At 66.7% G+C, this 17,641-nt stretch carries 15 protein-coding genes; 7 read left to right on the top strand and 8 right to left on the bottom strand.

Annotated elements, in window-relative coordinates; all coding sequences use genetic code 11:
- On the top strand, positions 1-2,353 hold a 2,353-nt coding region (locus tag WAS25_RS03510), incomplete at its 5' end, for a M4 family metallopeptidase (RefSeq protein ID WP_422310123.1).
- A gap of 86 nt (positions 2,354-2,439) precedes the next feature.
- Complete coding sequence (locus WAS25_RS03505) at positions 2,440-2,952, top strand: PAS domain-containing protein (RefSeq protein WP_422310122.1); 513 nt, start codon at positions 2,440-2,442, stop codon at positions 2,950-2,952.
- A gap of 11 nt (positions 2,953-2,963) precedes the next feature.
- On the opposite strand, the gene WAS25_RS03500 is transcribed toward WAS25_RS03505, so the two are convergent.
- The 4 genes from WAS25_RS03500 to WAS25_RS03485 all read right to left on the bottom strand — a co-directional run bounded on the left by WAS25_RS03500 (position 2,964) and on the right by WAS25_RS03485 (position 8,124).
- A complete protein-coding gene (locus WAS25_RS03500; RefSeq protein ID WP_422310121.1) occupies positions 2,964-3,992 on the bottom strand; it encodes a DUF2911 domain-containing protein in 1,029 nt (342 codons plus the stop codon).
- Between the two features lie 160 nt (positions 3,993-4,152).
- Positions 4,153-4,797, bottom strand: a complete 645-nt coding sequence (locus WAS25_RS03495) for a DUF6134 family protein (RefSeq protein WP_422310120.1) — start codon at positions 4,795-4,797, stop codon at positions 4,153-4,155.
- A gap of 45 nt (positions 4,798-4,842) precedes the next feature.
- A complete protein-coding gene (locus WAS25_RS03490; protein ID WP_422310119.1) occupies positions 4,843-5,388 on the bottom strand; it encodes a lipocalin family protein in 546 nt (181 codons plus the stop codon).
- A gap of 174 nt (positions 5,389-5,562) precedes the next feature.
- Entirely contained in the window at positions 5,563-8,124 is a 2,562-nt protein-coding gene (locus tag WAS25_RS03485) for a DEAD/DEAH box helicase (RefSeq protein WP_422310118.1), read from the bottom strand.
- Between the two features lie 60 nt (positions 8,125-8,184).
- On the opposite strand from WAS25_RS03485, the gene WAS25_RS03480 reads away from it, so the two are divergent.
- The 5 genes from WAS25_RS03480 to WAS25_RS03460 all read left to right on the top strand — a co-directional run bounded on the left by WAS25_RS03480 (position 8,185) and on the right by WAS25_RS03460 (position 11,948).
- Positions 8,185-8,784 carry a HutD family protein gene (locus tag WAS25_RS03480; protein ID WP_422310117.1) on the top strand — a complete coding sequence of 200 codons (600 nt, stop codon included), beginning with the start codon at positions 8,185-8,187 and terminating at the stop codon, positions 8,782-8,784.
- Positions 8,785-8,804: 20 nt separating this feature from the next.
- Positions 8,805-9,653, top strand: coding sequence for a S1 RNA-binding domain-containing protein (locus tag WAS25_RS03475; RefSeq protein WP_422310116.1), 849 nt, complete (start codon positions 8,805-8,807; stop codon positions 9,651-9,653).
- Positions 9,650-10,183: a YgjP-like metallopeptidase domain-containing protein gene (locus WAS25_RS03470; RefSeq protein WP_422310115.1), complete on the top strand. Its 534-nt coding sequence runs from the start codon at positions 9,650-9,652 to the stop codon at positions 10,181-10,183. The genes WAS25_RS03475 and WAS25_RS03470 overlap by 4 nt, the downstream gene beginning before the upstream one ends.
- A 182-nt stretch (positions 10,184-10,365) precedes the next feature.
- Entirely contained in the window at positions 10,366-11,061 is a 696-nt protein-coding gene (locus WAS25_RS03465) for a DUF4386 domain-containing protein (RefSeq protein WP_422310114.1), read from the top strand.
- Positions 11,062-11,201: 140 nt separating this feature from the next.
- Complete coding sequence (locus tag WAS25_RS03460; protein WP_422310113.1) at positions 11,202-11,948, top strand: hypothetical protein; 747 nt, start codon at positions 11,202-11,204, stop codon at positions 11,946-11,948.
- A 105-nt stretch (positions 11,949-12,053) separates the two neighbouring features.
- Here the strand turns inward: WAS25_RS03460 and WAS25_RS03455 are convergent, their stop codons facing one another.
- The 4 genes from WAS25_RS03455 to WAS25_RS03440 all read right to left on the bottom strand — a co-directional run.
- Positions 12,054-15,311 (bottom strand): S41 family peptidase, encoded by a 3,258-nt coding sequence (locus WAS25_RS03455; RefSeq protein ID WP_422310112.1) that lies wholly within the window; start codon positions 15,309-15,311, stop codon positions 12,054-12,056.
- Between the two features lie 272 nt (positions 15,312-15,583).
- Positions 15,584-15,850, bottom strand: coding sequence for a hypothetical protein (locus WAS25_RS03450; RefSeq protein WP_422310111.1), 267 nt, complete (start codon positions 15,848-15,850; stop codon positions 15,584-15,586).
- Between the two features lie 260 nt (positions 15,851-16,110).
- Complete coding sequence (locus tag WAS25_RS03445) at positions 16,111-17,082, bottom strand: peptidylprolyl isomerase (RefSeq protein ID WP_422310110.1); 972 nt, start codon at positions 17,080-17,082, stop codon at positions 16,111-16,113.
- Between the two features lie 143 nt (positions 17,083-17,225).
- Positions 17,226-17,641: OB-fold nucleic acid binding domain-containing protein (locus WAS25_RS03440; protein ID WP_422310109.1), on the bottom strand; the 416-nt coding region annotated here is incomplete at its 5' end.

The following is a 17,641-nucleotide window of genomic DNA, read 5'->3' as shown; positions in this document are numbered from 1 at the left end:
AGCCCGCACCGCCCTGGCCCAGGCCGAGTTGTCCCGGTTGGCCCCGCAGCTGGGTCTGGCCGCCACCACCGGCTTCCAGCCGCACCAGGCCATCACCAACGCCCAGGGCCGCACCGTGGTGCGCTTCCACCAGACCCACGAAGGCCGCCGCATCTGGGCCGGCGAGGCCATCGCCCACGTCGAGCCCGATGGCCAGGTGAAGACCCTCACACAGGGCCTCAAGGAAGTGCGCCTGGCCAGCGCCGCCCCGCGCCTCAGCGCCGAGCAGGCCAAGGCCATCGCCCTACGCAACCTCGCCCCCAAGGGCGCCATGACCCAGGCCCCCAAGGTCGAGGAAGTGGTCTTCCCCGCGAAGTTCACGGGTGGCCTCGCCACCCGGATCGACCCCACCCGGAAGCAGGAGGTCTGGGACAGGGAGCTGAGCATCTGGGCCAAGACGCCCACCGAGGCCTATGTCCGCGCCTACGAGGTGCGCACCCTCCTGGCCAACAAGCAGGACGGCCACAAGGAGATCTGCTTCATCGTGGACGCCGACACCGGGACCATCCTGCGCAAGTGGAACGCCATCCAGGCCGACGCCCCCGGCCCGGTCCAGGGCACCGGCGCCAGCTACTTCCGCGGCAGTGTGCCCCTCAGCACCACCCTGGCGGCTGACGGCACCTACTCCCTGGTCGCCCAGGACCGCGGCACCCAGCCCAACCCCTACGTGCTGAACCAGGGCACCACCTGGACCGGCCTCACCACCTGCTACTCGGCCATCGACCTGAATATGGGGATGATGGGCTTTGACAGCTACAGGGGCCTGAACACCACCAACCAATGGGGCAGCGGCACCCTCATGCCCTTCCCCTACGACTTCAACTACGTGCCCGATCCCATGGACTGGTCGCACTGGTGGGGCGGCATGCTCCTGGACTTCAGCCAGGACGGAATGGCCGCCACCGCCCAGGGGGCCCTCTCCCCCGCGGGCGAGACCACCGCGGTGGACGCGCACTATGGCCTGAGCGCCACCTGGGACTTCTACAAGAACGTCTTCAACCGGGATGGCATCGACGACCAGGGGACCTCCACGTTTGCCATCGTCCACCAAATGCAGCCTAGCATCGATGGCATCTACCCCATGACCGACAACGCCTACTGGGCCCCCTGGTACTTCGGGATGGTCTTCGGCGAAGGCAGCTTCGGAACCCCCTGGGCCGCCTCCAGCTACGGCATGCGGGCCACCACTGAGATCGACATCACCGGCCATGAGCTCAGCCACGGGGTGACCGAATACTCAGCCAACCTCATCTACCAGGGCCAGTCCGGCGGCATGAACGAGGCCAGTTCGGACATCTTCGGCAAGATGGTGCAGGCTTACGTGGAGGGTGGCGCCACCGGCACCAGCATCCCCAATTTCCCTGCCGGGGACCTGACCAAGTGGGAAATCGGCCGGAACTCGGCCGCGGACCCTGCGGCGCCCCTGCGGTTCATGTACCACCCCAGCCTGGACGGGGCCAGTTCCGACGGTTGGTTCGACGGCATCGACTTCATCGACGTCCACTACAGCAGCGGCCCCCTCAATCGGTGCTTCTACTTCCTGGCCTGCGGCGCCTCCAGCAATCCCGCCAGCACCACGTACAGCCCCTACTACCCGGCGGGCATGGCCGGCCTCGGTAACGACAAGGCCGCCCGCATCTGGTACAAGACGCTCACCGAGCACCTCGTCCCGGATTCGGACTTCGAGGCGGCCCGCGCCGCCACCATCCTGGCCGCGCAGGAACTGTACGGCGTGGCTTCCCCCGAGGAGACGGCCGTGATGAAGGCCTGGTCCGCCGTGAACGTGGGCCTGGCCCCCGGCCAGGCCCCCCGGGTGCGGGTGAGCTATCCCGTGATGAATGGCGAGGGCAGCTGGCTGGATGCCCATGTCGAACCCGCGGGCCTGCTGAGAAAGGTCCAGATCTTCCCCACCCGCACCAACGTCCAGGTGGTCTGCAATGTGGAGAACACTTCCAACAAAGCCCTGACCTTCAGCACCCCGAAGTGGCTCGGCTACGCCCCGGCCGGCGCCATCAAGGCCGACGGCACCTGGACCACACCCAACTGGAACTACTACGAGGATCTGCTGAGCATCAGGGCCACCAGCCAGGCCGACCCTAGCCAGTTCGCCTGGACCTGGACCGTGCTGGTGGAACTGGACTCCGATACGGACACCGAGATCGATGCCCTGGATCTCGGCACCACCGCCATGAGCTGGTACAAGCCCGAGGCCTATTTCGACACGCCCAACCAGAACGCCCGCATCGCCGGCGGCGGCGACTGGGACGTGGTCTTCTTCCAGCAGGCCTTCACCAACGCCTTCCGGGTGAAGTAGCCCCGCTCTGTCCCCCTGCGCGAAGGCGCCGCCGGTTTCTGGTGGCGCCTTCGTTGCGGGCGGCCCACACGATTGAAAGGTCCCACATGAGCCCTCTGTGCGCCTGGTGCCAACTGGATGCCCCCCTGGCCTCCCCGGTCGTGGACACGGAGGGCACCACCACCCACCTACTGTGCCCCGCCTGCCAGGACAAACTCCGGCACCACCAGGGCACCGGGATCCTCGCCCGGGTGGAGGAGATGCGGCATGCGGCCCTGGCGGTGGACTCAGAGCTCCGAATCCGGGCCGCGAACCAGGCCGCCTGCGACCTCCTGGGGGCCGAGTGGGTGGCGCTTCTGGGGCAGCCACTCTGCGACGTGCTCGGCTGCCAGCGGGAGCATGCACCGGTCTCCAGTGACCGCGACGCGCCTTCCTCTGGCTGCGCCGTCCACTGCCTTGTGGTCCGGACCTTCCAGATGGGGACCATCGGCGCGACGGCACTGCACGCCCCGGCCGTGGCCTCTTCCGGCCATCCCACCTCAGCCGCCCACCTGATCACCTCCTTCCGGGCCGGCGAGGTCGTGGCCCTGCGCATCGACCGCCTGGCGGACACGGCCTGAACCCGGGCGCTCTACTTCAGCTTGGCCAGCTCCTCATGGATGCGGGCCCGCTGATCCTCGGCCTTCACCCGCTCGAGGGCCTTCCGGTAGTTGGCAGCCGCCTGTGCCCGGTCGCCCTTGAGGCCGTAGGCCTCGGCGAGGCTGTCGTAGGCGTTCCAGGAGTCCGGGTGGTCCTTCACGTTCTTCTGGAAGACGGCGATGGCCTCGTCCAGCTTGTTCAGGGCCAGCAGCCCGTAGCCGGTCTGATTCACCTCGGCCTCTGTGGCGATGGTGAGGGCCTTGGCCCGCAGGGTCTCGGCGCCCGTGGCGTCGCCCTTCTTCTCCAGCAGGGCGGCCTTGGTACGCAGGCCCACGTAGGTCTGCTTCATGGCCAGGGAGCGGTCGGCCCAGGTCAGGGCTTCGTCCAGGTTCGTGTCATTGCGCGCGCACCAACCCGCGGCGGCGCTCCAGGTCTCGGGGAAGAACTGCCCGAGTCCCCGCACCTGGTTGCGCAAGCTCGCCACCACCACCGCCTTCGTGTCCACCTCGATGGGAATGGGCACCCGCAACTGCTCCCAGCGCAGCGAGAGGGTGACGCCCTGGTCGGAGGGATCGTCGAAGGTGTAGGCCAGCCGCTCGGTGGCTTCGGCGGGCAGGGGCGTCACCGTCACCTTGGCCAGGTCCTCCTTCGGGTCGTAGCTGTAGCTGCCCCAGCCGCTGGACTGGCTGCTGAACATTACGGTCCAGGTGGTGGCCGTGGGCAGCATGTGGAGGCCGTAACGCCCCGCCGGCAGCGTGGTGCCGCCCACGCGAACGGGCGTGTCGAAGGCGATGACGGTGTTCTCATCGGCCCCGGCCCGCCAGACCTTGCCATAGGGCACCAGCCCGCCCCAGACCTTGCGGCCCTTCGCCGCCGGCCGGTGGTAGGTCACCTCGATATCCGTCAGCCCCACCCGCTGCTGCACCTGGGCCCGGGGGCTGGCCACGGGCAGAACCAGGGACGGCGCCTGGGCGAGGAGGAAGGGAGCGGTTGCGAACAGGGCCATGGCGATGCGGGTCATGGGTTACCTCCGGAAAGCATCCTGGACCCGAAGCCGGCGCGGCGGGACAGAAGGTGGGGTGACCGGTGGGATTTCGGGGGTGGAGGAACGACCTCGCCCTGGCGACGCCAGGCGTCACCCGGGCAGCGTGGCCTGCAGGGCGACCTTCATGGCCCCCGCTTCAATCCAGCCGATAGGTCAGTCGGCGACCACTGCCCACCTGCGATTCGAGTCCCACCCAGCGATTGGCCTCGTCGTACCAAAGCGTGATCGGCTCTTCCGGCCCCACGATCCGATAGCGGCTCGCCTGGCTGGCTTGACCCTGGGCATTCAAAACCCAATCGCGCCCCTGGGACTCGATGCGGACCTTCTCCAACCGCCCGGTCTGGGCATTGAGCAGGCGATCCGCCGCCAGGATGGCCGGATTCCAATAGGCAAAGGTCGTGACACATCCCCCCAGCTGATTCCGAGTGCCGCCGGCCACCACAGTCAAGGTGGAACCCTCGACCCAGGCCTGGACCGTCTTCCGGACGCCATCGTCATTGGTGCGGGCCTCCAGGGAGACCAGGCAGTCACCCTGCCACCGCTCCAGCGCCAGATGCTCGTAGCGATAGAGGGTCAGGCCGAGTACCTTCACCGTGAAGCTGGCTTCGCTCCGGAGTTCCCGCTGAGCCTCCGGCCCCTGCAGGGTGAAGAGATGGGTTCCGATGGGCTTGTCATCCAGGAAGACCCGGAAGGCCCATTGTCCAGGCCCGGCCTGGACGGTGCCCGTGCCGGCAAGGAGCAGCCAGGGGAAGAGAAGGCACCGTGCCGGAGCCAGGGTCATCCGGCCTGACCTGCCCTGGTGGAGTCGGTCCCGACCTCGCGGCACTCAGGGCTGGCCATGGGCGCTCCAGCGCTGGGGCACTTTCTGGATCTTGCTCACGTCGTAGTGCTGGTCCGCGAGGAAGGTGAGGATCCGCTGGTAGTCGTCCTCCGGGATGGCCGGGGTCCTGGCCATGATCCAGACGTAATCACGGGCCTCACGCCCGATGACGGTCTGCGCGTAGTCAGGGGTCAGGTAAACGATGCGGTAGTCGGCCTTGAAGGGCCAGATGAAGCGCATGCCCCAGACCGCATTGGACGCTCGGTCGAGGACGAAGCCCCGCGGATGGTAGCGCTTCTCCGGTCCTTCGAAGCCGCCAGAGCGGAAGGTGAAGGTGGTTGGGATGGTGCCATCCTCCGCGAGGCGGTAGGTCTCCACGGCGTTGTGGGCTCCCTTCTCGATCGAGGTGGGGATGTTCGCGATGACGAACCAGTCGCCCATGAACCGTGGCAGATCGACCTTGGGGACCAGCGCGATGGGCGGGTGTGACACGGAGGAGCACCCCGCCGATACCAGGAGCAGCCCCACGCACCAAGCCTTCAGGTATGCCATCACCGGCCTCCAGCCACCACGAGCCTGTATGGTAGGCCCAGGGGGAGCGTTGGCTGGCGGGGTCCAGGTTTTTGTTGGACCGAGTGCGACACGCTGACGAGGCAGCCTCCACCCGGCCTCTTGGACCAGGACGAAAGGTGGGGCGTGATCGAGAGCGCTCAGAAGGGGCTCCCCCTACCGGATCTCCCCGCACCGCACCACCTGGAACACGGCCTGCCTCGCCTCGCGGCTGGCCTCCAGATCCACCTCCAGCTCCAGGGCCCAGTCGTTGAGCTCCCCGGTGTCCACCAGCATCTGCTGCACCACGAGGAAGCGTGCATCGCCGGGCTTGGGCTGCACGTAGGTGTGGCGCTGGTTGCGGCCCTCGGGATCGAGGCGGGGTCCCTGGTGGGTGGCGGTGTAGGCGCGGAAGGTGGCCTGGAGGCGCTCCGCCGTCCAGGACTCGCCTTCGCCATCCTCGGGCGTGACACCTTCCCCGGCGGCCTCGCCCAGCACGGCCTCGGCCTCCTCCCAGTCCTCGGTGGCGCAGGCGTGGAGGAAGGCGAAGAGCCGGGCGCGGATGGCGGCCGTGAAGGCCTTGCGGTCACGGGTGATGTCCTTCGCAGCCTCCTCGGCGCCAGGAATGGTGAGGGCCGTTTCGGCCCGCATGAAGTCCGGGTTCTGCATGCGCTCCCAGGCATCCAGCAGGCTGGAGTCCACCTGCTTGAGCATGGCGGAGAGGTACGCCTCCATCTCCCGCACCTCGTCGGTCTTGCAGGCGTCGGGCACGGTCTTCGAGAGCACCTTGAAGGTGCTGTTGATGTGGCGCAGCAGCAGACCCTCCGCCCGCTGCAGCTCGTAGGTGCGCACGTAGTCGGCGAAGCTGAGGTAGCTCTCGAACATCTCCCGCACGATGGACTTGGGGCGGATGTTCTCCTGGCCCACCCAGGGGTGCTTGTCGGCGAACTCGTTGAAGGTGGTGTAGATGAACTCGCGCAGGGGCTTGGGGTATTCCAGCTTCTCCAGCTCCGCCATGCGCTGCTCGTACTCCATGCCCGCCAGCTTCATCTCGGCCACGGCCTGGCCCTTCAGCTTGTGCAGCTGGCAGCGCAGGATGAAGTCGGGGTCCTCGAGGATGCTTTCCACCAGCGTGATGAGGTCCAGCGCGTAGGTGGGAGATTCCACGTCGAGCAGGGGCAGCGTGTCCAGCAGATAGAGACTCAGCGTCTCGTCCATGCCGAAGTCCGCCTGCAGGTCGGCGTTCACGCGCAGCTTGCGGCCAAATTCATCCGGCGGCTGGAACTCGACGATGCCGCGTACCACCAGCGTCTTGAAGAGCTGCCAGCCCCGGCGGAAGTGGGCGGACTTCTGGTGCTCGGTTTCGTGGCAGTCATGGATGAGGTGGCGCATGGTTTGGCAGCCGTCGCCCTTGCGGCTCAGCACGTTCAGCAGCATTCCGTGGTTCACCTGGAAGCGGCTCACCAGGCGCTCGGGCGCGGCGGCCTGCAGCTTCTCGAAAGTGGTCTTGTCCCAGTGGGCGTAGTTCCGCTCCGGGGCGGGGCGCTTCACGAACTTCTTCCCGGGCTTCTGGGAGAGGCGGAAGTTCTCGATGACGTGCTCGGGGGCCTGGGCCACCACATAGCCTACGGTGTCGTAGCCCTTGCGGCCCGCGCGGCCCGAGATCTGGTGGAAGTCCCGGGCGCTGAGGATGCTCGTCTTCTGGCCGCCGTACTTGCAGAGCTTGGTGAAGAGCACCGTGCGGATGGGCACGTTGATGCCGACCCCAAGGGTGTCCGTGCCGCAGATGACCTTGAGCAGGCCCTTCTGTGCCAGGCGCTCTGTGAGGATGCGGTACTTGGGCAGCAGCCCCGCATGGTGCAGGCCGATGCCCATGCGCAGCCAGCGCTTGAGATCCGGGCCGTAGGGGCTGTTGAACTTGAAGTCGCCGATCTCCGCGGCGAGGGCCGCCTTCTCCTCGCGGGAGGTGACGGCGAGGCTGGTGAAGTCCTGGGCGCTGGTGGCGGCCTCGGCCTGCGTGAAGTGCACTAGGTAGATGGGCGCCTTGCCTTCTTCCAGCAGGTGCTCCAGGGTGCTGCTGAGGGGCAGCTCCGCATAGGTGAAGCTGAGCGGCACGGGCCGGTCGGTGCCCTTCACCGTGGCCGTGGGCTGGGCATTGAGGCGGGTCAGCTCGGTCTCGAAGAAGCTGGTGTCGCCGAGGGTGGCACTCATGAGCAGGAAGCGGGTCTGGGGCATGGCCAGCAGGGGCACCTGCCAGGCGAAGCCCCGCTCGCGGTCCGCGTAGTAGTGAAACTCGTCCATGACCACGTCGAACACGTTCGCATCGGCCCCTTCGCAGAGGGCCATGTTGGCCAGGATCTCCGCCGTGCAGCAGAGGATGGGCGCGTCACGGTTCACGGTGGCATCGCCCGTGGAGAGGCCCACGTGCTCGGGCCCGAACTCCTGGCAGAGCGCCATCCACTTCTCGTTCACCAGGGCCTTGATGGGGCAGGTGTACACCGAGCGCCGCCCCGCTGCCAGGGCCCCGAAATGCAGGGCCGATGCCACCAGCGACTTCCCCGACCCCGTGGGCGTGTTGAGGATGACGTTCTTCCCCTCGAACAGCTCCAGGATCGCCTCCTCCTGGGCCGGGTAGAGGCTTAAGCCCTTCGACTCCGCGTAGGCCAGGAAGGCCCCCAGCAGGGCATCAGGCGAGGTGTCCCCGTGGGGTGGCAGATGGTCGAACAGGGACAGCGGCATCAATGGGCTCCAGGCCCATCATCTCAGGGGAACCAGTCTTCCCCATGAGAAGCTGTCTTCATGCTGCATCTCCGCTCCTCCGACTACCGCGTCATGCCCTGGAAGGATGGGGGTGGCAGCACCACTGAGATCGCCATCGAGCCGGCGGGGGCGAGGCTTGAGGATCCATTCCTGTGGCGGGTGAGCTCGGCGCGCGTGGAGACTTCCGGGCCCTTTTCGCACTTCCCGGGCCGGGCGCGGCTGCTGACCCTGCTGGAAGGCTCGGGGCTCATCCTGGACATCGAGGGCCAGGGCCGCCAGCGGCTGAAATTTCCGGGACAGGTGGTGGCCTTTCCGGGCGATGCGAAGGTTCACGCCACGCTCATCCAAGGGCCCTGCGTGGATGTGGGGATCATCAGCGATCCCAGCCGGGTGAAGGTCACGCTGGAGTGGCTCAACCTCGACACGGAGGCCACTGCCATCACCGTGGCCCCCACCACCCTGCTCTTCGCGCCCTGGGGGCCCGTCCGGGTGGATCCCCTCGGGGTCGAGCTCGAACCACAGGAATGTCTCCGGCTCGGGAATTCGCCAGCTGCGACCGAAGCCCCCGGCGCGAGGCTGGGCGTGCGCGCCTCCTTCGGCACCACGCCCGTGGTGCTTGTCTCCATCTGGCCCCTCTAAACCCTGCTCCGGATCACTTGATGGTCACCCTCGGCACCCTGAACGATCTGAAGGTCCTGCGCCTGGGCCCAGAGGGCGCGTTTCTGGATGGCGGTCCCGAAGGGTCGATCCTACTGCCCCTTGAACAGCTCCCCCCGGGCATCGAACCCGGTCAGATCCTGCAGGTCTTCGCCTACCGGGAGGACGAAGGCCGCCTCGTGGCGTACCTTCGCCCGCCCCTGGCCCTGGGGGGCGAGGTGGCCTTTCTGAAGGTGGTCTCGGTCAATCCCGCCGGGTCCTACCTGGACTGGGGCCTGCCCAAGCCCCTGTTCATGCCCTGGAACGAGGTGAAGCACGAGGCGCGGCGCCTGGTGAAGCCCGGCAACAAGGTGCTCGTGTTCCTCTTCTCGGATGCGGCGGGCCATCTGGCCGCCTCCACTCGCCTGGCGGACTTCCTGGTCGACGAGGCCGACGGGTTCAAGGAGGGCGACCAGGTCAGCCTGGTGATCGGGGACCGCACGGATCTCGGCGTGCGCGTCATCGTCAACCACCGCACCTGGGGCATGGTCCACGACAGCGACCTGTTCTGCAAGGTGAGCCGTGGTGAAACCAGGGAGGGCTGGGTGAAGGCGCCCCGCGCCGACCGTAAGCTGAGCCTCTCTCTCAGCGCGCCAGGCTACGCCAAGGTGGGCACCGTGGCCCAGGCCCTGCTCGACACGCTGAAGCGCCGCGGGGGCTTCCTGCCCGTGACGGACAAGAGCGCCCCGGAACAGATCTACGCCCTGTTCGGCATCAGCAAGAAGGTGTTCAAGCAGACCCTCGGCGCCCTCTACAAGGACCGGCGCATCTCCATCGACGCCGACGGCATCCGGCTGCTCAAATCGCCATGATGCCGCCCTCCGCCACACCCCTGCCCTACCTGGAGGGCTACAGCCCGGCGGTGCAGGCCCGGGTGCGGGAGTTGCTGGCCCAGGGCCAGCTGGGACCCTACCTCAGCAGCCGCTACGGAGAGGCGCACGAGGTGCGCAATGACAAGACCCTCTTCCAGGCCGCCGTGGCGCTGAAGGACCGCTTCATGCGGAACACCGCGCCCCTCAACAAGGTGGTGTACGACAGCAAGCTCCAGCTGCTGAGCCACGCCCTGGGCACGCTCACGTCGGCATCCAGGGTGCAGGGCAGCCGCCTCAAGGCCAGCCGCGAGATCCGCGTGGCCTCGGTGTTCCGCGATGCCCCCGCCCCCTTCCTGAAGATGATCCTGGTCCACGAGTTGGCCCACCTGAAGGAGCGCGAACACAACAAGGCCTTCTACCAGCTGTGCATCCACATGGAGCCGGACTACTTCCAACTGGAGTTCGACCTTCGGCTGTATCTCACCCATCGGGAGGCCTGCGCAGCTGCAGAGGTTGTGCCGATACGCTAACCCTGCCCCACGGGCCTCAAGGTTCAGCCCTCCGTTCCCCTAAACGGCACTCATGTGCCGGCCGTATGCGGCATATCATCAAGCGTCATTACCTTAGGATCGATATTCAATGGCCAGGTTGAATTACAAATCTTGCGGGTGAGTCTATGCGTGCTTCCTTTGATCGTTCACCCCAGCTCTACATGCGCGTTGCAGGCGTGTTCTACCTGGCCATCATCCTGCTTGGCCTGTTCGGGGAGATGTTCGTCCGGGCCAAGCTGGTGGTTTCAGGCAATCCGGCCGCGACGGCCCACGCCATTTCGGCTTCGCCACTGCTCTGGCGCATGGGCATCGTGGGCGACCTGCTCATGCACGTCTTTGACATCCCCGTCATCGTGGTCCTCTACCTGCTGCTCAAGCCCGTGAATGAAAGCCTGTCCCTGTCCGCCGCCTTCCTCAACCTGATCCAGACGGCCGTCCTGGCCGCCAACAAACTCAGCCTGCTGGTCCCGCTCTATCTTTTGGGTGGCTCCAGCTATTTGACGGCCATCTCGACGGCTCAATTGCAGACGCTGTCCTATGTCGCCATCAATGCACATGGCTACGGGTTTGCGGTCGGGCTGATCTTCTTCGGAGTCTCCTGTCTGGTTCGCGGCTATCTCATGGTCAAATCAGGCTATGTTCCGAAGCTCTACGGGTTCCTGATGGTCCTTGCGGGATTCAGCTACCTGATCAACAGCTTCGCCTTGCTGTTAGCGCCGACTTTCGCGGCCGCACTGTTTCCAGCCATCCTGGTGCCGGCCTTCATCGGAGAGCTCGCGTTCACTCTGTGGATGATCGTGAAGGGCGTGAACCTGGCGCAATGGCAGCAGCGGGTTGATCCGGCTCCAACCATCTGAACGCACCACAACCAGGCTGGAGAAGGGAGGGCAGGCCCCACAAGGCCTTCCCCACGGGCTGCAACGGCGAAGGAAACCCGGCACGCGGCGCACTGGAGCGTATGTTGGTAATTAGCCGTTTGCTGCGGTCAGAGGCGCCCATGAGCGATGCAGGCCCGGCCCAATCCCCCACGCGCGCCTTCCCCTTCCGGTTCTTCTTCTGGTCCACCCTGGTGGTGGGCGTGGGCGCAGGCAGCGTGTACCTGGCAGACCGGATGGTTCTGGCTCCGAAGCGGCGGCTGGAAGCCAAGGTCGCCATGCTGGAAAGCGAGTCCCTGCGGCTCAAGACCTACCTGAAGCTGCTGGAATACACCGAGCGCCGCGCCCAGTTGGAGGTGCTCTCCCAGACCAAAGATGCCGCCGGGGATACCCTCAACCACCTGCGCTTCACGGAGCTGGATCCTCAAGGCGGCGTGGTGGGCACCCAACGGACCTTCGAGCTCAAGGGTGAGGAAGTCTACGTGGACACCCTCGTCATCAAGTTCGACGATCACTTCGTGGAAGCGGCGGATCCCCTGCGGGGCAAGGCGCTCCTGCTCTTCCGGCGCATCTTCACCAACCTCGTGAAGCCCGACGAGGGCTACTACCTGGACAAGAACGGTGCCCCACCGGCCCGCTACGCCAGCGGTGCCAACCCCAATGCTTTCGAGAAGGATCTCTGGGCGAAGTTCTGGGAGATCGCCAACGACGCGCCGCAAGCCAAGCAGGCGGGCGTGAAGGCCATGCACGGGCAGGCCGTCTACGGCCGACTGGTGCCCAACAAGGTCTATCTGCTGCTGATGCGGTCGACGGGAGAGCTGATCCTGCCCGGGCCCACCGAGCCCATGGGGCCTGCAACCACCCCCTGATGCCTCCGCCGTGCCAGTGGCCCCGCCACCAGGGTGATGCTCCTGACCCTCGGCCCTCGGCCATGGGTCAGGAGGCAATTCACTCGTGCAGGCCGGATGGGCCCCCTACTTGCCCACCGACTTCAGGTCCTGGAGCAGCGCCTCCACGGCCGCCCTGAGCTGCGCGTCCGTGCCGGTGGCCAGGGCCGCGGGATCGTTCGCCACGCGGAGGTCGGGCTCCAGCTGGGTGTTCTCGCAGAACAGCCCATCCGGGGTGCGCCAGCCCCCCTCGGGAATGCCGAAGACCAGCGACCGGTCGATCTGCTGTTCCCACCAGACGAAGGTGCCGGTGCCGGGAACGGGCATGCCGACGGTCTTGCCCAGGCCCTTGAGCTTGTAGGCCACGGGGAAGAGGTGCGCGTCGGAGTAGTTGCCTTCGCCCATGACCACGATGGACGGCTTGATCCACTTCAGCTGGGGTTCATATCCCCAGGGCTGACCGTGGGGGATGACGTCGAAGTACTTCTTCCCGCTCAGGAAGTCGGAGAGCACCTCGTGCAGGTTCCCGCCGCCGTTGAAGCGGGTGTCCACCACCAGCGCCTCCTTGTCGGCATAGCGGCCGAGGACCTCCTCCACCACGGTGCGCATGCTGGGGTCGTTCATGCCACGGACATGGACATAGCCGAGCCGCCCGCCGGAGAGCCGCTCCACCTGGGCGCGGTTGCGGTCCACCCAGCGCTGGTAGAGCAGCTGCCCCTCCGCTTGCGGAGGGATGGCCTTGACGGGTTCCTCCCAGGTCTTGCCTGAGGCCGGATCCAGGATGGAGAGCAGCAGGAGCTTGCCGCCTTTGCGGTTGAGGCGAGGGGCGAGGTCCTGGTCCGGGCTGAGGGGTTGACCATCGATGGACGTGAGGATGTGCCCTGGGCGCACCTGCGAGGTGGCCAGGTCCAGCGGTCCCTTGGCGAGGACCTCGACGACCTTCAGGCCCTTGCCCGCGTGGCGGGGATCGAAGAACAATCCGAGGGAGGCGGTCTGGTCCATGTTCTCCTGCGGCGGCGCGTAGCGGCAGCCCGTGTGCGAGGCGTTCAGCTCGCCCAGCAGCTCGCTCAGCAGTTCGGCAAAGTCGTAGTTGTTGCGGACGTGGGGCAGGAAGCGGGCATATGCCGAGCGGTAGCCCTGCCAGTCCACGCGGTGCAGGTCCTCCACGTAGAACTTCTTCTGCACCTGTCGCCAGGCGTGCTCGTAGAGGTAGCTGCGCTCTTCCCGGGGCCGGAGGTTCATCTCACCGTTGATGGCCACCTGGTCGCGCTTCCCGGATTCCGCATCCACCTTGGAGATCCGGCCATCGGCGAGCACAAAGAGGGCCTTGCCGTCCTCCGCGCGGGTCAACGTGGCCTCTTTGGCGTCCAGCTTGGCCAGGAGCTTGGTCTCCTTGCTGCGGAGGTCGCAGCTCCAGAGGTCATAGCCCTTCTCGAACTTGGCGAGGTAGTAGAGCTTTTCGCCCTTCGGATCCAGGACGGCCTCGCCGAGGTCCGCCGTGTGCAGAGTAAGGCGGGTCTTCCGCTGGTCCAGGCCTTCCCAGTCGATGGCCAGCGGAGTCACCGGCTTCTTCTCCTCCTTCTTGTCGTCTTTCTTGTCGTCCTTCTTGTCATCCTTCTTGGCGTCCTTCTCCTCCCGCTCCTTGATCAGGGCGAACTCCTCCTTGGTCAGCTGGAACCGGTCCCAGGCCTTCTGGGTGAGGAAGGCGCCGAAGATGTCCGCCGTGGCCGAGTCCAGGTCCAGCTTGCGGTGCCCCTCACGGTCTGTGGTCCAGTAGGCCATGGTGCCATCCGCGGACATGCGGGGCCGGCCATCGTTGAAGCCGCTGCGGCTGAGGTTGATCAGCTTGCCGCTGCCGTCCGTCGCCAGGAGGCCCACCTCCTGGATGCCGCCGAGGGGCTGGGGATCGAAGGCGAAGAAGAGCCACTTGCCATCGGGGGTCCAGCGGAACTCCTGGTCACCGTCGGAGTAGGAGTAGTTCCGGCCCACCGGGTAGAGGGTGCGGACCTTGCCGCTCTCGAGATTCAGCACGTGGATGCCCGTGCGCTCATGCAGGTAGGCCACCTCCTTGCCATCGGGCGAGAAGAGCGGCTGGAACTCGTCCGCGGCGGTGGCGAGGATCGCCTTCTCCGCTAGGAGGGTGGAGGCGTAGAAGCAGCTCTCCTCCTTCCGGACGATGGTGGCGGTGTAGAGGTCCCAGCTGCCGCCCCGCTCGGAGGCGTAAACCAGGGTCCGGCCGTCGGGGCTGAAGCTGACGGAGCGCTCCTGGGCCGCCGTGTCGGTGATGCGCTTCGTGAGGCCGCCTTCGAGGCTGGTGACGAAGACCTCGCCCCGCGCCACGAAGGCGATCTCCTTCCCGCTGGGGGACACGGCCATCTCGGTGGCTCCGGCGGTCACGGGGAGGATCCGCTCGCCGGCACCCCGTCCACCCGCAGCGAGGCGCACGTCCACCTTGCGGGGCTGGCCGCCCTCCTGAAGCGTGTACAACTCCCCGTCCCAGGCGAAGCAAAGGGTGCGGTCTTGGGCCACGCTGAGGAAGCGGACCGGGTGCTTTTCGAACTTCGTAAGCGTCTGACCTTCGCCCGGATGGCTGAGGCTGCCCCGGACCACATTGAAGGAGCCGCCCTGCTCGCTGAGGTAGTAGAAGCTGTCGCCGTCCTGCGCGAACACGGGGTTGCGGTCCTCCCCCTTGAAGGTCGTGAGGGTCCGGAAGGCGCCGGTCTTCCGCTCGAACAGCACGATGTCCCGCGTGACGGAAGAGGTGTGGTGCTTGCGCCAGGGGTCCTCATAGCCCTTCACGTCCTGGAACAGGATGCGGTCGCCCTTGGCGTCGAACACCCCCAGCTCCATGGGGACCGTGGACACGAGGCGGGGCTGCCCGCCGGTCACGGCCACCGTGTAGGTCTGGGGGAAGAAGCGCGCGGGGAACTGCGCATTCTCGGCCGTCCCAGTGCGGTTCGAGGTGAAGAGGACGGCCCCGTCATCGGGCGTGAAGGCCGTGGGCAGCTCGTTGGCCGAGTGGAAGGTGAGCCGTCGCGCCTCGCCCCCCTGGGCCGGCATGACGAACACGTCAAAGTTGCCGTGGCGGTCCGTGGCGAAGGCGATCGACCGGCCGTCGTGGGACCACACCGGCATCAGGTGGTGACTCTCGCCACGGGTGAGGGCCACCGCCTCACCGCCGGCTGCAGGCACCCGGAACAGGTCACCCTGGTAGCTGAAGACGATGGTGCGGCCGTCCGGCGAGATCGCCGGATACCTCAACCAGATGGGCGTCTCCGCCTGACCCCATCCAGAGAGACCCAACGCGAGCCACATCCCGAGCAGCAGCCTCCAACCTTTCGACATGACACCTCCGTCCGGCCCCTGGCCGGGTCTCGCCTACTTTGGTCGAAGTAGCCCCGGGATGCCATCCCTCCCTCGCGTAGACTTCCCCACCCCTCAGGGCTCCTCCAGCTCAACCCGCCTTGCGGACCGGACGCTGGCCCATCCGGTGTCGCCCCTCGGAAAGGTCGCTGCCATCGGGGGAGCAGCGTCGTGAAGGCGACGGACTCGCAGAGGTGTTTCATCCCCGAAGGTAATGAACGGCCTGCTCCCACATCACTCGGCGTGCTTCCGGTTCAGCCCACGACCCTCTGCTTGGGCGCCTTCGGCCCGCGCCGCATGCCAAGGACCTGGGCAAGGACCGTGGCCTCCCCAGCAGCGGTTGACTTCGCCAGGGAGCGCGTTCCGGGAAGCTGGCTCCCCTTCGTGAACACTTTGGCGGCCAGGGCTTGGCGGGCCACAGCCAGTTCCTTGCAAATGAGATGGCATTCGCCCCGGGAGCTGGGCAGGGCCGCCAGGCTCAGGATCAGCGCGGAGGCAAGCAGGGCCGGATTGGATCTCATGGCATCCCCTTTGGGTTGAACGGCGTGGAGGTCAGGACTTGGCGCGTCTCGGGCACGCTCGCAGAGGGGCACCGTCGAAGCCGCTGATTCATTCCACCGCAGGAAGCACCGGCACGGAATCGGGTCGATTACCTAGCCCACGCCCGCCTCACTGCCCCTCCAGCACCGCCAGCCCATCCTTTCTGGAGCCTGCACCCCGTCGCGGCACCTCCAGGACGGCCGGACAGTGGTCGGCCGCACCAGGCGGTTCTCCGACCGGCTCAGTGTGCCGAATTCGGAGCTGCCGGCTTGGGCCCGTCCTTGGGGGCCGGGGCCGCCTCGGTGAAACCGACTTCCTTGCGGCACTCCTCTAGATAAGCTTTCCGCGCCTCTTCGGTCTTGGGGGCCGTCAGCCTCGGACGGATCTGCTCCTTCACCTTGTCGAAGGGCTGCAACTCTCCGTCGGTGCGCTTCTCGACCTGGATGATGTGGTAGCCGAAGTTCGACTTCACTGGCTCACCGGGCTTCCCGGGCTCCTGCCTGCGCACGGCCTCGTCGAAGGCGGGCACGAACTTGCCGTAGGCGATGTTCTCGTAGAGGCCGCCGTTCTCCTTGCTGCCGGGATCGTCGGAATGCTGCTTGGCCAGTTCCTGCCAGGACTTCCCGGCCTGCAGCTCGGCGCGGACCTTGGCGGCCTTGGCCAGGGCTTCCTCGTCACTCAAGCCCTTGTCGCCACCCGGCTGGGTGCCCTTCACGGAGATGAGGATGTGCCGGGCCGTGAATGAGCCCTTCGACTGGAACTGCTGCAGGTTCTTGTCGTAGTAAGCCTTCAGCTCCGCATCGGTGACCTCGGCCCGCTTCTTCAGCTCATCCTTGGTGTGCTCTATCAGGGCAGTGGCGAGCACGCGGATCTCGGCGAACTCCATCTGCTTCCTGAAGTCCGCGGTCTTGCCCAGGTCCTCCTTGCGCGCCTTGGCGGCCATCACCAGGGAATCCAGGTAGCTCGCCTTCACCTTGTCAAAGGCCCCGGGCGTGGTGCTGATCTGCTGCCGCTGCTGCTCGTTGAAGACCAGGCGGACGAACGTCTCGAAGTCCGACTGGCGGATCACCGTCTTCCCCAGGGTGGCGAGGACCACATCCTCCTTGGGCTTGGCGGGCACAGCCACCTTGGCCGGAGTGGCGGGCGGGGCCGGCGGCAGGGCCTGGGCCGCGACCAGGGTGGTCAGCAGGGTGAGAAATGGGGTCCGGTACATGGTCGCTCCATGAGGGTGCAGGGGCCGTCGGGGGAGAGCGGAGGTTTCCGGGGTGCCTGTCCCGGGGATCCGCCCGCCGGGCAGCCTGCCTACGATTCTAGGAGACCTGCCTGATCGTCAGCAGGACATTGTGGCAGGCCCCTTCACTGGACCTCCAGCACCGCCAGCCCATCCTGCCTTGTGGAGCGCCCACTGACACAGACGATCTCCCCCACGCGGAAGGGGCGCTGGCGCTTGCGGATGGCCTCAGGGAAGGCGACGGCCTCGCAGAGGCCGGTCTCGTCCTCGAAGGTGATGAACTGCATGCGCTCGCCCTTTTCGGTGGCCACTTCCTTGTCGGCCACGACGAGGGCCCAGAACCGCAGGCGCTGGTTCGGCTTCGCCACCTCGACGGCCCGGCTGGGGCCCCCGCCTTTCCTCACGCGGGCGAGGGCGGCAGGGTGCAGGTCGAGGGTCAAGGTCATGGTCGCCATCTCCAGGTCGGCGCGGTCGAAGAGGTCCGTGGGGCGCGGACGCACGCCCGGGGGCACACCGCCCAGCCGCGCCCACATCAGGCGGG

Source organism: Geothrix sp. (assembly GCF_049292215.1).
In the GTDB taxonomy this organism is placed as follows: Bacteria; Acidobacteriota; Holophagae; order Holophagales; family Holophagaceae; genus Geothrix.
Note: the sequence above shows the minus strand (reverse complement) of the source record. Positions and strands in the feature narration are given on the sequence as shown.

What these genes read in the sequence shown, in the direction of transcription:
- WAS25_RS03505 (WP_422310122.1), top strand. Translation starts at nt 2,440, where the DNA reads ATGAGCCCTCTGTGCGCCTGGTGCCAACTGGATGCCCCCCTGGCCTCC.
- WAS25_RS03500 (WP_422310121.1), bottom strand. Translation starts at nt 3,992, where the DNA reads ATGACCCGCATCGCCATGGCCCTGTTCGCAACCGCTCCCTTCCTCCTC.
- WAS25_RS03495 (WP_422310120.1), bottom strand. Translation starts at nt 4,797, where the DNA reads ATGACCCTGGCTCCGGCACGGTGCCTTCTCTTCCCCTGGCTGCTCCTT.
- WAS25_RS03490 (WP_422310119.1), bottom strand. Translation starts at nt 5,388, where the DNA reads ATGGCATACCTGAAGGCTTGGTGCGTGGGGCTGCTCCTGGTATCGGCG.
- WAS25_RS03485 (WP_422310118.1), bottom strand. Translation starts at nt 8,124, where the DNA reads ATGCCGCTGTCCCTGTTCGACCATCTGCCACCCCACGGGGACACCTCG.
- WAS25_RS03480 (WP_422310117.1), top strand. Translation starts at nt 8,185, where the DNA reads ATGCTGCATCTCCGCTCCTCCGACTACCGCGTCATGCCCTGGAAGGAT.
- WAS25_RS03475 (WP_422310116.1), top strand. Translation starts at nt 8,805, where the DNA reads ATGGTCACCCTCGGCACCCTGAACGATCTGAAGGTCCTGCGCCTGGGC.
- WAS25_RS03470 (WP_422310115.1), top strand. Translation starts at nt 9,650, where the DNA reads ATGATGCCGCCCTCCGCCACACCCCTGCCCTACCTGGAGGGCTACAGC.
- WAS25_RS03465 (WP_422310114.1), top strand. Translation starts at nt 10,366, where the DNA reads ATGCGCGTTGCAGGCGTGTTCTACCTGGCCATCATCCTGCTTGGCCTG.
- WAS25_RS03460 (WP_422310113.1), top strand. Translation starts at nt 11,202, where the DNA reads ATGAGCGATGCAGGCCCGGCCCAATCCCCCACGCGCGCCTTCCCCTTC.
- WAS25_RS03455 (WP_422310112.1), bottom strand. Translation starts at nt 15,311, where the DNA reads ATGTCGAAAGGTTGGAGGCTGCTGCTCGGGATGTGGCTCGCGTTGGGT.
- WAS25_RS03450 (WP_422310111.1), bottom strand. Translation starts at nt 15,850, where the DNA reads ATGAGATCCAATCCGGCCCTGCTTGCCTCCGCGCTGATCCTGAGCCTG.
- WAS25_RS03445 (WP_422310110.1), bottom strand. Translation starts at nt 17,082, where the DNA reads ATGTACCGGACCCCATTTCTCACCCTGCTGACCACCCTGGTCGCGGCC.